The 13,635-nt window shown below is 68.1% G+C and carries 12 protein-coding genes; 3 read left to right on the forward strand and 9 right to left on the reverse strand.

Annotation, left to right across the window (positions count from 1 at the left end; translation table 11 throughout):
- Positions 1 to 13: 13 nt before the first annotated feature.
- Entirely contained in the window at positions 14 to 1,051 is a 1,038-nt protein-coding gene (locus AB0C62_RS16455) for an ABC transporter ATP-binding protein (protein WP_362973641.1), read from the forward strand.
- Positions 1,052 to 1,077: 26 nt separating this feature from the next.
- Positions 1,078 to 2,124 carry a dipeptide ABC transporter ATP-binding protein gene (locus AB0C62_RS16460; RefSeq protein WP_362973643.1) on the forward strand — a complete coding sequence of 349 codons (1,047 nt, stop codon included), beginning with the start codon at positions 1,078 to 1,080 and terminating at the stop codon, positions 2,122 to 2,124.
- A gap of 167 nt (positions 2,125 to 2,291) precedes the next feature.
- Here the strand turns inward: AB0C62_RS16460 and AB0C62_RS16465 are convergent, their stop codons facing one another.
- The 3 genes from AB0C62_RS16465 to AB0C62_RS16475 all read right to left on the reverse strand — a co-directional run bounded on the left by AB0C62_RS16465 (position 2,292) and on the right by AB0C62_RS16475 (position 3,623).
- On the reverse strand, positions 2,292 to 2,684 hold the full coding sequence (locus AB0C62_RS16465) for a VOC family protein (protein WP_362973645.1): 393 nt from the start codon (positions 2,682 to 2,684) through the stop codon (positions 2,292 to 2,294).
- 3 nt (positions 2,685 to 2,687) lie between these two features.
- Positions 2,688 to 3,206 (reverse strand): DinB family protein, encoded by a 519-nt coding sequence (locus AB0C62_RS16470; RefSeq protein WP_362973646.1) that lies wholly within the window; start codon positions 3,204 to 3,206, stop codon positions 2,688 to 2,690.
- Between the two features lie 177 nt (positions 3,207 to 3,383).
- Complete coding sequence (locus AB0C62_RS16475; RefSeq protein ID WP_362973648.1) at positions 3,384 to 3,623, reverse strand: hypothetical protein; 240 nt, start codon at positions 3,621 to 3,623, stop codon at positions 3,384 to 3,386.
- A gap of 85 nt (positions 3,624 to 3,708) precedes the next feature.
- Between AB0C62_RS16475 and AB0C62_RS16480 the strand changes: the two genes are divergently transcribed.
- The gene (locus AB0C62_RS16480; RefSeq protein ID WP_362973650.1) at positions 3,709 to 4,443 is read left to right on the forward strand and encodes a methyltransferase domain-containing protein; all 735 of its coding nucleotides are present in this window, start codon (positions 3,709 to 3,711) and stop codon (positions 4,441 to 4,443) included.
- A gap of 87 nt (positions 4,444 to 4,530) precedes the next feature.
- On the opposite strand, the gene AB0C62_RS16485 is transcribed toward AB0C62_RS16480, so the two are convergent.
- The 6 genes from AB0C62_RS16485 to typA form a co-directional block, all read right to left on the reverse strand.
- A complete protein-coding gene (locus AB0C62_RS16485; RefSeq protein ID WP_362973652.1) occupies positions 4,531 to 5,688 on the reverse strand; it encodes a dipeptide ABC transporter ATP-binding protein in 1,158 nt (385 codons plus the stop codon).
- 13 nt (positions 5,689 to 5,701) lie between these two features.
- Positions 5,702 to 6,763 carry an ABC transporter ATP-binding protein gene (locus AB0C62_RS16490; protein WP_362973654.1) on the reverse strand — a complete coding sequence of 354 codons (1,062 nt, stop codon included), beginning with the start codon at positions 6,761 to 6,763 and terminating at the stop codon, positions 5,702 to 5,704.
- Positions 6,764 to 6,772: 9 nt separating this feature from the next.
- Positions 6,773 to 7,753, reverse strand: coding sequence for an ABC transporter permease (locus AB0C62_RS16495; protein WP_362973656.1), 981 nt, complete (start codon positions 7,751 to 7,753; stop codon positions 6,773 to 6,775).
- Positions 7,754 to 7,848: 95 nt separating this feature from the next.
- Positions 7,849 to 9,657, reverse strand: coding sequence for an ABC transporter substrate-binding protein (locus AB0C62_RS16500; protein ID WP_362973658.1), 1,809 nt, complete (start codon positions 9,655 to 9,657; stop codon positions 7,849 to 7,851).
- Positions 9,658 to 9,807: 150 nt separating this feature from the next.
- On the reverse strand, positions 9,808 to 10,797 hold the full coding sequence (locus AB0C62_RS16505; RefSeq protein WP_362973660.1) for an ABC transporter permease: 990 nt from the start codon (positions 10,795 to 10,797) through the stop codon (positions 9,808 to 9,810).
- An 887-nt stretch (positions 10,798 to 11,684) separates the two neighbouring features.
- Positions 11,685 to 13,592, reverse strand: coding sequence for a translational GTPase TypA (gene typA, locus AB0C62_RS16510; protein ID WP_164372063.1), 1,908 nt, complete (start codon positions 13,590 to 13,592; stop codon positions 11,685 to 11,687).
- Positions 13,593 to 13,635 lie beyond the last annotated feature (43 nt).

Consider the following 13,635-nt stretch of genomic DNA (forward strand, 5'->3'; position numbering starts at 1 on the left):
CAGGAGCGTCCCCGTGACGAGCACCGATCAGCAGCCCTTCCTGTCCGTCAGGGATCTGAAGGTTCACTTCTCCACCGAAGACGGCGTCGTCAAGGCCGTCGACGGTCTCACCTTCGACCTGGCCAAGGGCAAGACGCTCGGCATCGTGGGCGAGTCGGGCTCCGGCAAGTCCGTCACGAACCTGACGATCCTCGGCCTGCACGACCGCGACCGCACCGCCATCGACGGCGAGATCCTGCTCGACGGCAAGGAGCTGCTGACCGCCTCCGAGCGGGAGATGGAGCGGCTGCGCGGCAACAAGATGTCGATGATCTTCCAGGACGCGCTGGCCTCGCTGTCGCCGTACCACACCATCGGCAAGCAGATCAGTGAGACGTACCGCAAGCACACCGGTGCCTCCAAGAAGGAGGCCCGGGACCGGGCGATCGAGATGCTGCGCCGCGTGGGCATCCCGCAGCCGGACATGCGCGTGGACGACTACCCGCACCAGTTCTCCGGCGGTATGCGCCAGCGCGCGATGATCGCCATGGCGCTGGTCTGCGACCCCGAGCTGCTCATCGCGGACGAGCCGACCACCGCGCTCGACGTGACCGTGCAGGCGCAGATCATGGACCTGCTGAAGGACCTCCAGCAGGAGTTCGGCACCGCGATCATCTTCATCACCCACGACCTCGGTGTCATCGCCGACATCGCGGACGACGTGCTCGTGATGTACGGCGGCCGGTGCGTGGAGCGCGGGACCAAGAAGGAGGTGCTGCGGGCGCCGCAGCACCCGTACACCTGGGGTCTGCTGGGCTCGATGCCGAGCCTGGACGGACCGGTCGACGTACCGCTGTCGCCGATCCCCGGTTCGCCGCCGTCGCTGCTGAACCCGCCGTCCGGCTGCCGCTTCCACCCGCGGTGCACCTTCAAGGAGAAGGTCGAGGGCGCGCTCTGCTCCACCGAGCAGCCGCTGCTCCAGGTCACGGACGGGCGCGGTGCCGCCTGCCACCTCACGGCGGACCAGCGCCAGGAATACTTCGCCGACCTCGCCGCGACCCGGTCGCACTGACGTAACTGAGACGGGACTTCACGATCATGAGCAACACGAACCCCCTCCTGGACGTCACCGGGCTGACCAAGCACTTCCCGGTGATGGGAGGCTTCCCCTTCAAGCGGAAGATCGGCGCGGTGCAGGCCGTCGACGGTCTCGACTTCCAGGTGGCCGAGGGCGAGAGCCTCGGTCTGGTCGGCGAGTCGGGCTGCGGCAAGTCGACGACGGGCCGGCTGATCACCCGGCTCCTCGAACCCACCGGCGGCCGGATCAGCTACCGCGGCCAGGACATCACGCACGCCGGCCGCAAGCAGCTGGCGCCGGTCCGCTCCGAGATCCAGATGATCTTCCAGGACCCGTACGCCTCGCTGAACCCGCGGCAGACGGTCGGCAAGATCATCTCGGGCCCGATGGAGATCAACGGGATCAACCCGAAGGGCGGCCAGGAGAAGCGCGTCCGCGAACTCCTGGAGACGGTCGGTCTCAACCCCGAGCACTACAACCGCTTCCCGCACGAGTTCTCCGGCGGCCAGCGCCAGCGCATCGGTGTCGCCCGCGCGCTCGCCCTGGAGCCCAAGCTGATCGTCGCGGACGAGCCCGTCTCCGCCCTCGACGTCTCCATCCAGGCGCAGGTCGTCAACCTGCTCCAGGAGCTGCAGAAGGACCTGGGGATCGCGTTCCTGTTCATCGCCCACGACCTCGCGATCGTGCGGCACTTCTCGCAGCGCGTCGCGGTCATGTACCTCGGGAAGATCGTCGAGATCGCCAACCGCGAGGACCTGTACGACAACCCGCGTCACCCGTACACCCGCGCGCTGATGTCGGCCGTGCCCGAGGCGACCGCGGACGACGTCCCGGCCCGCGAGCGCATCCTGCTCAAGGGTGACGTGCCCTCGCCGCTCAACCCGCCGTCGGGCTGCCGGTTCCGCACCCGCTGCTGGAAGGCGACGGACAAGTGCGCCTCCGAGGCTCCGCCGCTGGTGCAGATCTCGGGCAGCAACGCCGGTCACCTGACGGCCTGCCACTACCCGGAGACGACGGGGACCGTTCCGGCCCCGCGTTTCTCCAAGGACCCCGAGGCGGCGGTCTGACACACCCCAATTCGTCAGCCGCCCCCTTTCGGAACCGACCTTCACCGGCCCATTGACCCGAGCCCACGAACGTCCTGTTCCAGGGGAACGAAGGCCCGCGCCCTCCAGGGTGCGGGCCTTCTTCGCGGGCCGGGACCCCGAGGGCGTCCCGCCCGCGGGCGCGGGCCTCAGCCCAACTCGCCCCGCTCCACGCAGAACTCGTTCCCCTCCGGATCCGCGAGGACGACCCAGCCACCGCCGTCCGGGCGGGTGTGGTCGGCGATCCGGCGGGCGCCGAGGGCGACGGCACGCTCGACCTCCGCGGCACGGGTCCGGCCGTGCGGCTCCAGATCGAGGTGGACGCGGTTCTTGGCCGACTTGCCCTCCTCGACGTGCACGAACAGCAGGGTCGGGCCGCCGGACGCGTCGGTGATCACCGCCTCGGGATCACCCGGCTTGTCGTCGTCGGCGAGCGGACGGCCGAGCAACTCGCTCCAGAACAGCCCGAGATCGTACGGGTCGCCGGTGCAGTCGAAGGTGATGGTGCGGATGGTCGGGTTCAACGCCCCTGTCTCTCCCATGATCTAGTCTCCGGTCCGGCCGTCGGCCAGTTCGCGCAGGATGTCGATGTGGCCGTTGTGCCGCGACGTCTCCTCCACGAGGTGCAGCAGGATCCAGCGGAGATCGACGTGCCGGCCGTCACGGATCGTCCGCTCGGCCTTCGCGTCGAGGTCGTGCGCGGCGACCAACTCGCGGTAGCGCGCGCTCTGTTCCTCGTACGCGTCGAGGATCTCGGCCGACGGGATGTCGACGGCGATGCGCATCTCGCGGTCGGGGTCCTCGTCCGTCCAGGGCCCCTTGTCCTCCTCGCCGAGGAAGACGACCTGGAACCAGTAGTACTCCACCCAGCGCAGGTGGTTCACGACCCCGCTGAGGGTCATCAGCGGGGACCCGGGCAGCGGCGCCTTGCGGGCGTCCTCCTCGGAGAGTCCCTCGCACTTGGCGCGGGCGGTGGCGCGGGCGTAGTCGAGGAAGGTGGTCAGCTGGGTGCGCTCGTCCCAGGCCGCGGGCGTGTCCGTACGTGTCTGCGAAGTCGAAGTCATCGGGGTGAAGCATCCCGGTCGGGCCGGGCGATGTCGACCGATTAACCGGGCGCCGGACGAGCGCACTTGCCGGGCTCGGGCGACCCCGGGCGGACGGTCGCGCCATGGCCTACCACCTGCGCGGAACGATCCTGTCCGACGACGACGTACGCGACCTCCGGACGCTCGGCGACCGGATCATCCGCTGACTCCCCGTACCACCAGCTCGACCTCGAAGCCGTCGGTGTCCTCCAGGTACGCGGCGCAGTGGCCGGGCCCACCCGCGTACGGGTGACGGTCCGGGAAGAGCAGGGTCCAGCCGAAGGCGGATGCTTCACCGACAAGGGCGTCGAGCTCGGCACGGCTCGGTACGCACAGGGCGAGATGGTTCAGTCCCGGGCGCGTCCGGTCGACGCCCCCGCCGCCCCGCCCCTCCAACCTTGCTGAATCTTCACCTACTTGAGCGCTGGATTCCTTGGTGATCACTGTTTCGGACGGACCCGTTGGCTGAGAGACTGCTCCGATGGCTGATCGTTCGTTCAGTGACGTGTCGCTCGCCGCCCTGTACGACCAGCTCAATCCGTGGGGGGCCGGCGACGACTTCTATCTGGACCTGGTGATGTCCGCGCGGTCCGTGCTCGATGTCGGGTGCGGGACGGGGCGGCTGTTGGCGAGAGCCCGGGAGGCCGGGCACGGGGGGCGGTTGTGCGGGCTCGATCCCGCCGCGGCCATGCTGGTGCAGGCGCGCCGGCGGGCCGCCGCCGAGTGGGTGCTCGGGGATCTCGGATCGGCGCGCTGGGAGCGGGAGTTCGACCTCGTGGTGATGACGGGGCACGCGTTCCAGGTGCTTCTCGGCGACGACGAGGTGCGCACCGCGCTGGCCGCCGTACGGCAGGCTCTCCGGGACGGGGGCCGGTTCGTGTTCGAGACGCGCCATCCCGCCGCGCGGGCGTGGGAGACGTGGACGCCCGACCGGGCGCGCGAGGTGGGTGACACGCGCGGGGGCGTCGTGCGGGTCAGTAACCGGGTGGAGGGGCCCGTGCTCGGGGACCGGGTCACGTTCAGCGAGACGTTCGAGCACCCGGACTGGGAGCGGCCCCAGGTCAGTCGCAGCACCCTGCGGTTCCTGGGGGCGGAGGCGCTGTCCGGGTTACTCGGGGACGCCGGGTTCGTCGTGCGGGAGCAGTACGGGGACTGGGGCCGGGAGCCGCTGTCCCCCCGCTCCCCCGAGATCATCACCGTCGCCGACGCCGTCTGAGACGAAGAAGGGCGGTGCCCGGCCGTGCGGCCGGGCACCGCCCAGGCACCGGAGGGGTGCCTCGCGCTCTGTGTGCCCCCTGTGGCGCTACTCGGCGCTCCCCAGGTCGTCCTTCTCCAGCGCGGCCAGCGCGGGGTCGAGGACGATGTCCTCCGCCCGCGCGGCGACCGACGGCTCCTCCGGGAAGTGGCAGGCCGTCAGATGGCCGTCGGAGTTGCCTCCGAGCCGGACGAGCGGCGGCTCCTCCTGGGCGCACTTGTCCTGCGCCTTCCAGCAGCGGGTGCGGAACCGGCAGCCGGACGGAGGAGAGATCGGCGACGGCACGTCGCCCGCCAGCCGGATCCGCTCGCGCCGGGCCTCGCCCGTCCCGTCCAGTTCGACCTCGGGGACCGCGGACAGCAGGGCGTGCGTGTAGGGGTGCCGGGGCCGGGTGTAGATCGATTCCCGGTCGCCGACCTCGATCACCTTGCCGAGGTACATGACCGCGACGCGCTGCGAGAAGTGCCGTACCACCGCCAGGTCGTGGGCGATGAACAGGAACGCGATGCCCATCTCCCTCTGCACCTGCTGGAGGAGGTTGACGACCTGCGCCTGGATGGAGACGTCCAGGGCGGAGACCGGCTCGTCCGCGACGATCAGCTTCGGCTCCAGGGCGAGCGCGCGGGCCACCCCGATGCGCTGGCGCTGGCCGCCGGAGAACTCGTGCGGGAAGCGGTTGTAGTGCTCCGGGTTGAGACCGACCGTCTCCAGCAGCTCGCGGACACGCTTCTCCCGGCCGCCCTTCGGGTTGATCCCGTTGACCTCCATCGGGCCCGAGATGATCTTGCCAACCGTCTGCCGCGGGTTCAGCGACGAGTACGGGTCCTGGAAGATCATCTGGATCTCGGAGCGGACCGGCGCCAACTGCCTTCGGCTGGCGTGGCTGATGTCCTGGCCGCGGTAGCTGATCCGGCCGCCGGTGGGTTCGAGGAGCCGGGTGATCAGCCGGCCCGTCGTCGACTTGCCGCAGCCCGACTCGCCGACGAGGCCGAAGCTCTCGCCCACGTGCACGGTCAGGTCGATGCCGTCCACGGCCTGTACGGCGCCGATGGTGCGCCGGATCGGGAAGCCGCCCTTGACCGGGAAGTGCTTGACCAGTTTCTCGACCACCAGCAACGGCTCGTCGGAGCCGCCGTCCGTGGCCGCGCGCGGAGCGGGCAGCGTGGCATCACCCGTCGGGACGTCCTTCGCGACGTCTTCCTTCATGACGCTGTTCTCCCTAACGCAGCCGGGGCTTGATCTGCTCGATGAAAATGGCCTGCTTCTGCTGGGCCGTGAGGTGGCAGGCGCCTCCCCGGCCCGCCGGGAGCAGCGGAAGTTCGTCCACGCAGCGCGTGCCCCCGACCTCGCCCTGGAAGGTGCAGCGGGGGTGGAACCGGCACCCGGACGGCGGCCTCAGCAGGGAGGGGGGCGCGCCGGGAATGGGCGCCAGCGGCGTGTCGATGTCCGAGTCGAGGCGCGGCATCGAGTTCAACAGGCCCCAGGTGTACGGGTGCTGGGGTGATCGGAGCACCTCGCTCACGGAGCCGCGTTCCACCGCCCCGCCCGCGTACATCACCATGATGTCGTCGGCCATGTCGGCGATGACGCCCAGGTCGTGCGTGATGAAGATGATCGCCGAGCCGAACTCCTGCTGGAGGTCCTTCAGGAGGTCGAGGATCTGCGCCTGGACGGTGACGTCGAGCGCGGTGGTCGGCTCGTCCGCGATGAGCAGGTCGGGGTCGCAGACCAGGGCCATGGCGATCATCGCGCGCTGGCGCATACCGCCGGAGAACTGGTGCGGGTAGTCCTTCGCCCGCTCCCTGGGGTTCGGGATGCCGACCTTGCCGAGCATCTCGACGGCCCGGTCCCAGCCGGCCTTCTTCGACGCCCCGGTGTGCTTCATGAACGGCTCGGCGATCTGCCGGCCCACCGTGTAGTACGGGGACAGCGCCGTCAGCGGGTCCTGGAAGATCATCGCGGCCTTGTTGCCGCGCACCTTCTCCAACTCCGACTCGCGGGCGGTGATCAGCTCCTGCCCGTCGAGCACGATCTCGCCCTCGATGGTGGTGAACATCGGGTTGTGCAGGCCGAGGACGGTCAGGTTGGTGACCGACTTGCCGGAGCCCGACTCCCCCACGATGCCGAGGGTCTTGCCGCGTTCCAGGTCGAAGGAGAGCCCGTCGACGGCCTTGACGACACCGTCCTCGGTCTTGAACCGGACGTACAGGTCACGCACCGAGAGGAAGGCGCCCGAGTCCGCCGGTACGCCGGCGCCCGATTCCTTGGTCAGAGTGGTCACGGAATGCTCCTAGGACAGCCGCACGCGCGGGTCGATGAAGGCGTAGCAGGCATCCACGATGATGTTGAACAGCAGGATCATGGCGGCGGAGAAGAGCATCACGCCCAGCAGCAGCGGAAGGTCGCTGAAGAAGACCGCCTGGACGGCGAGTTGGCCGAGTCCGGGCAGGCCGAACGTGTACTCGGTGATGATCGCGCCGCCGAGCAGCGAGCCGAGGTCGATGCCGAAGATGGTGACGATGGGGATGAGGGAACCGCGCCAGGCGTAGCGGAAGAAGACGTACTTGCGTGACATGCCCTTCGCGCGCGCGGTGCGGACGTGCTCCTCCTGGAGCTGCTCGATCATCGACGACCGCGCCATACGCGTGTACTGCGAGGCGAAGATCGTGGAGAGGATCACCCAGGGGATGAACAGTCCGCTGAACCAGGTCGCGGGGTTGGCCAGGAAGTCGTTGTACGCGGGCTTGGAGAACAGGTGGGTCTGGTAGACGAGCGCCGCCAGCGCCAGCGGACCCAGGAAGTAGATCTGCATCGAGCTGAGGATCATCGCCCCGGCCGTCACCGACTTGTCGAAGAGCGTGCCCCGCTTCCAGGCGGAGAACATGCCCGTGCCGAGGCCGACGATGAGGAAGATGACGGCGGCGCCCAGCGTCAGCGAGACGGTGGTGGGCAGCCGGTCCATGAGCGTGCCCCAGACCTGCTCGTTGGTGTGGTACGAGTACCCGAAGCAGGGCGCGGGGCACGGCCCTTGGGTGAAGTCACTGCTGCCCAGCACGAGGTTGTGCAGGAAGATCCCGTACTGCTCGGGGATGGACTTGTCGAGCCCGAGCACGTGGTGGATGTTCTCGAGGTTGGCAGGCGTGCATGTCTTGCCGCACATCAGCAGCCCGGGGTCCCTCGGCATCCCGAAGAACAGCAGGAACGCGACGATACTCAGCAGAAACAGGATGACGACGGCGCCGAGTGAGCGGCGAACGAGGAAGCGCAGCATGACAGGGGCAGCTCTCAGACGTCAGCGGGCCCGGCGGGGCCCGGTGCGTGCCGCTCGTCGAGCGGCAGGTGCACCGGGCCCCGTCAGAGCGACGGTTACTTGACGAACAGGCGACGCGGGTCGACGCCACCGATCACGTCGTCGTAGACCAGGCCGCCGACCTTGGAACCGGCGATCTGAGTCTGCTTGTAGTACGCGGTCGGGACGACGTTGACGACGTCCTTGACCAGGTACTGGTCGACCTTCTCCCACGCGGCCGCGGCCTTGACCGGGTCGGTGATCTTGTTGATGCGGTCGATGTCCGCGTTGACCTTGGGGTCGTTGACCTGCGAGTAGTTCTGCGCGCCGTCGGCGATTCCGCGGCCGTCGTACAGCGGCGGGATCACGGTCGAGGCGGACGGCCAGTCGGCACCCCACGCGGTGTGGAAGATGTCGTAGTTGTTGTCGAGCTTGCTGACCTGGTCGTAGTACGTCTCGGCCGGGATCTCCTGGCGCTGGACGTCGAAGCCGGCCTTCTTCAGACCCGCGGCCATGGCGGTGGAGTACTGCTGGCCCTCGGGGGTGTTGATGTAGCCGAAGGTCAGCTTCATGCCCACCTTGCCCGCTTCCTTCAGCAGGGCCTTGGCCTTGTCCGGGTCACCGGCCGGCTTCTTGCGCTTGCCGAACGGGTCGAACGAGGCGTCGTAGCCGCTGACGGTCGGGCTGATGAGGCCGCCGGCGACCTCCATCGCGTCGTTGCCGCCGAAGGCACGCACGAACGGCGTGATCGGCAGGGCGTAGGCGATGGCCTCGCGGATCTTCTTGTCCTTGAGGGCCGGGTGGCTCATGTTGATGTTCATCTGACCGACGTACGGCTGGAAGCCGGAGACGGTGCGCGACTTCATCTTCGGGTCGGTCAGGACCTTGGACAGGTTGCCCGCGTCGACCTGGTTGTTGAAGCTGATGCCGGCCTGGTCGGCACCCGAGTCGGCCAGCAGCGTCTTGGTGGACGCCTCGTACTGCTGGTTGAACGTGAAGTTGAACTTGTCCACGTACTGGTGACGGATCGGGTCGGTCTTCGGGTCCCAGTTGGTGTTCTTCACCAGGACCATCGACTTGCCGGACTTGAACGACTGGATCTTGTACGGTCCGGCCGCCACCGGCGCCCGGTCGTACTTCTCCTTGGTGTCACCCTTGGCGGAGACGATCGCGTAGCCCGCCATGGCGAGGGCGTACGGGAGGTCGGCGTGCGGCGACTTGAACTTGAAGACGATGGTCTTGTCGTCCGGCGTCTGCAGGATGCTGTCCGGCAGGTGCTTGCCCTTGTAGGGGCCGTCCTTCAGCAGCTTGCGGTAGTCCGCGCCCGGGCTGTCCGCGAGCCACTGCTGGACGTAGGGCGGGCCCTGGTTGATGAACGGCGCGAAGAGGCGCTCCATGGTCTGACGGACGTCCTTGGACGTGATCGGCGTGCCGTCCTGGAACTTGATGCCGTCCTTGAGCGTGTACTTCCAGGTCTTGCCGCCGTCCGTCGTCGTGCCGGAGTCGGTGGCGAGGTCGCCGACGACCTCGTGCTTGGAGCCGTCGTCGCTCGTGGCCTTGTAGCCGGTCAGGCCGCGGTGGAGCAGCGTCGCGAGGGAGCCCTCGTCGGACACGTAGATCTGGCCCGGGTCCAGGTGCGCGTAGCTGTCACGCTGGAGGACCTCCATCGTGCCGCCGCTCTTCGCGCCGGGGACCTCGGCCGCGGGGCCGGTGGAGTCGGCGGCGTCGCCGAACTTGATCGACGCCTGCTGCCGCTGCGCGTTCTCCTTGTCCTTCTTGTTGTCGTCCTTGCTGTCGCTGCCGCCCTTGCTGCAACCGGTGAGCACGAGAGCTCCCGCCGCGAGCACGGAGATCGCGGCGTATGCGTGGCGTCCGCCCCTACTCATCACTCAGATTCCTACCCATCTGTGTATCACCAGTGCGAACAAGTGCACCTGCGGTGCTGGTGAGTCGCTTTTGGTCGACCAGTGAAGTGCCGTTGATGTGCTGTGGAAGTGCCGTTCGAAATCGGGGCGAAGGCGCCCACAACTCTGTGGTCAGCGAGCCGTCTTGGGATCGAAGGCGTCCCTGACCGAATCCCCGAGCAGGTTGAACGCGACGACGAAGATGATCATCGAGATGCCCGGGAAGAACATGTAGGTGATGTCGTTCTGCAGGACGAGTTCGGTCGAGGCCTTGGAGAACATCTGTCCCCAGTCGGGCGTCGGTTCGACGATGCCGACACCGAGGAACGACAGGCCCGCCTCGATCGTCACGAAGTTCGGGAGCAGGTAGGTGGCCTGCACGAGGAGCGGTGTCACCACGTTGGGCAGCACCTCCTTGCGGATGATCCGCCAGGGCGGCGCGCCGCTCACCTTGGCCGCCTCGATGAACTCCCTTTCCCGCAGGGCGAGTGCGGTGCCCCGCAGGATGCGGGCCAGACTCATCCAGCCGAGCACCCACTGGACCGCGATCAGCGCGACCACGCGGACGTAGGTGGGTGTCTCGTCGCGGGGACTCACGAAGAGCGAGACCACGACGGGCATGCTCGCGATGAAGAAGAGCTGCGAGGGGAAGGCCAGCAGGAAGTCGATGACGCGGCTGATGCCGTAGTCGACCTTGCCGCCGATGTAGCCGGCGGTGACTCCCAGGAGGATGCCGGTGATCACGACGGCGATCGTGACCGCCACGGAGATCATCAGCGAGGTCCGGATGCCGAAGATCAGCTTGGTGAAGACGTCGTAGCCGTTGCCCGGCTCGAGGCCGAACCAGAACTCGCTGCTGATACCGCCGTTGGGCTGGATCGGCACGCCCGCGCTGTCGAAGAGCTCGGGACGCTCGTCCGCGTACACGGTGTACGGGTTCTTGCCGTACAGCTTGCCGATCAGCGGTGCGAGTATCGCGATCAGGAAGTAGAACCCCACGACATAGGCGGAGATGACCCCCGAGCGGTCCCGCTTGAAGCGGATCCACATCAACTGGCCGGGAGACCGGCCGACGAGCTGATCGGCCTCGGGTCGCGCGGCCGCCACCTGCCCGTCGTCCACGGCGACCGGTCCAGCGCCGTCCTCAGTCTCGATAGGACTCGTCACAATTCGCCCATTCCGCAAGTGTGGGTGTGCCGTACCCGGACGCGGCCGGTCCGCAGGAGCGGATGAGGCTGCGCCGAGTCGGCGGCCGTCACCTGGTGTGCCAGGCCGCCGTTCGGTTGAGAAGAGACGTCAATTACCCGGTCGCCGACCGGAACTCCCAGTCGGACGCGCGTAGTTGGAACCACATCGGGGTCCGCCGCCAAGGACGGGGAACCGGGTGGTGCTCAGCGACGCACCGGGCCGGGCCTGTGCCCGGGCCGCGGCGTCAGCGCACGCGGGCACAGAGTCGTGATCGGAACTCCGCCTCGTCGCGGATCGCGGGGGACGATGCGACCCACATGGTGCTGGTGACACCACACATGGGTACCTCCTCATGACTCAACCGGTGCACGGACAGGAGGGGCACTGCTGACCTCCGACACCCCTGACGGAGGATCAAGCACCCCACTGTGCTCGTGAGTCGGCACTGTCCCCACAGCGCATGACCCATTGACCCGAGCGTTACGCGGCTAACTATCTGACATGAGCCAGATAACCGACCACAGCCTTTAGGTCTCGGTTCCATCACAGCTACCGCGTACATCTTCCAAAATCTGGACAAAATGATCTGCCGGAGAAGCCCCCGAAACGGACGTGTTACATGCGTATCGGTCGAGGGGCTCCGCATTTCGGACATGGCGGGGCGGAAAACGGGTTGCAAAAAGCCCGGGTGCCCCCATGCTTGGGGGCACCCGGGCTCGGTTGCCGGTGGATCCACTCGTCACGACGGGTGGATCGGCCCGTCCCGACCGGCCGGCTGAACGCCGGCGCGGCGGGTCGGACCGGGCGCTACGGCCGGTGGATCAGCCGTGCTTGGCGCGGCTCGCGGAGCGACCGCGCTCCTTCTGGTCCAGGACGACCTTGCGGATGCGAACGGCCTCCGGGGTCACCTCGACGCACTCGTCGTCGCGGCAGAACTCCAGGGACTGCTCCAGCGAGAGCTTGCGCGGCGGAACGATCGCCTCGAACGAGTCGGCCGCGGCCGACCGCATGTTCGTGAGCTTCTTCTCCTTGGTGATGTTCACGTCCATGTCGTCGGCGCGCGAGTTCTCGCCGACGATCATGCCCTCGTACACCTCGGTGCCGGGGTCGGTGAACAGCACGCCGCGCTCCTGGAGATTCGTCATCGCGAACGCGGTGACGGCTCCGGAGCGGTCGGCGACGAGCGAGCCGTTGTTACGGGTCGTCAGGGTGCCGAACCAGGGCTCGTGGCCCTCGTGGATGGAGTGGGCGATGCCCGTGCCGCGCGTGCCGGTCAGGAACTCCGTACGGAAGCCGATGAGGCCGCGGGACGGGACGACGAACTCCAGACGGACCCAGCCGGAGCCGTGGTTCGACATGTTGTCCATCCGGCCCTTGCGGACGCCCATGAGCTGCGTGACCGCGCCCATGTGCTCCTCGGGGACGTCGATCGTCATGCGCTCGACCGGCTCGTGGACCTTGCCGTCGACGATCTGGGTGACGACCTGCGGCTTGCCGATGGTCAGCTCGAAGCCCTCGCGGCGCATCTGCTCGACCAGGATGGCGAGCGCGAGCTCACCACGGCCCTGGACCTCCCACGCGTCCGGACGCTCGGTGTCGAGCACGCGCAGCGAGACGTTACCGATCAGCTCGCGGTCGAGGCGGTCCTTGACCTGGCGGGCGGTGACCTTGCGGTCCTTGACCGCGGCCTTGGCGTCCGCGCCCTTGCCGGTCGCACCGCGGCCGACCATCGGAGAGGTGTTCGTACCGATGGTCATGGAGATCGCCGGCTCGTCGACCGTGATCAGCGGCAGCGCGATCGGGTTCTCGGGGTCGGCGAGGGTCTCGCCGATCATGATGTCCGGGATACCGGCGACGGCACAGATGTCACCGGGGCCCGCCTTCTCGGCGGGCTTGCGGGTGAGCGCCTCGGTCATCAGCAGCTCGGTGATGCGGACGTTCGCCATCGTGCCGTCGCGCTTGATCCACGTGACGTTCTGGCCCTTGCGCAGCTCACCCTGCTCCACACGGAGCAGCGCGATACGGCCGAGGAAGTTGTCGGCGTCCAGGTTGGTGACGTGGGCCTGCAGCGGCGCGGTCTCGTCGTAGGACGGGGCCGGGACCGACTCGAGGATCGTCGTGAAGAACGGCTCCAGGCTGTCGCTGTCGGCCGGGACGGTGCCGTCCTCCGGCTTGGTCAGCGAGGCCACGCCGTCACGCGCACACGCGTAGACGATCGGGAACTCGATCTGGTCCTCGTCGGCGTCCAGGTCGAGGAAGAGGTCGTACGCCTCGTTCACGACCTCGTCGATGCGCGCGTCCGGGCGGTCCGTCTTGTTGATGCACAGGATGACGGGCAGCCGGGCGTGCAGCGCCTTGCGCAGCACGAAGCGGGTCTGGGGCAGCGGGCCCTCGGAGGCGTCGACGAGGAGCACGACGGCGTCCACCATCGACAGGCCGCGCTCGACCTCACCACCGAAGTCGGCGTGGCCGGGGGTGTCGATGATGTTGATCGTGATGGCTTCGCCGCCATCCTTCGGGTGGTACTTGACCGCCGTGTTCTTCGCCAGGATCGTGATGCCCTTCTCACGTTCCAGGTCGTTCGAGTCCATCATGCGGTCGTCGAGCGACTCGGCGGCGTGCGCGGCGAAGGCACCGGCCTGCTTGAGCATGGCGTCGACCAGAGTGGTCTTGCCGTGGTCGACGTGGGCGACGATGGCGACGTTGCGGATGTCGTGGCGCGTGGCCATATTGAGGCGCTTCTCCCGGAGTGAGTGGACGGCCTCCGCGTCG

Origin of the sequence: Streptomyces sp. NPDC048643 (assembly GCF_040650615.1) — a bacterium.
Classification (GTDB): Bacteria; Actinomycetota; Actinomycetes; order Streptomycetales; family Streptomycetaceae; genus Streptomyces.

Excerpts from the sequence above, each read along its gene's own strand:
- AB0C62_RS16460 (WP_362973643.1), top strand. The coding sequence starts at position 1,078 with ATGAGCAACACGAACCCCCTCCTGGACGTCACCGGGCTGACCAAGCAC.
- AB0C62_RS16480 (WP_362973650.1), top strand. The coding sequence starts at position 3,709 with ATGGCTGATCGTTCGTTCAGTGACGTGTCGCTCGCCGCCCTGTACGAC.
- AB0C62_RS16495 (WP_362973656.1), bottom strand. The coding sequence starts at position 7,753 with ATGCTGCGCTTCCTCGTTCGCCGCTCACTCGGCGCCGTCGTCATCCTG.
- AB0C62_RS16485 (WP_362973652.1), bottom strand. The coding sequence starts at position 5,688 with ATGAAGGAAGACGTCGCGAAGGACGTCCCGACGGGTGATGCCACGCTG.
- AB0C62_RS16500 (WP_362973658.1), bottom strand. The coding sequence starts at position 9,657 with ATGAGTAGGGGCGGACGCCACGCATACGCCGCGATCTCCGTGCTCGCG.
- typA (WP_164372063.1), bottom strand. The coding sequence starts at position 13,592 with ATGGCCACGCGCCACGACATCCGCAACGTCGCCATCGTCGCCCACGTC.
- AB0C62_RS16465 (WP_362973645.1), bottom strand. The coding sequence starts at position 2,684 with ATGGGAGAGACAGGGGCGTTGAACCCGACCATCCGCACCATCACCTTC.
- AB0C62_RS16470 (WP_362973646.1), bottom strand. The coding sequence starts at position 3,206 with ATGACTTCGACTTCGCAGACACGTACGGACACGCCCGCGGCCTGGGAC.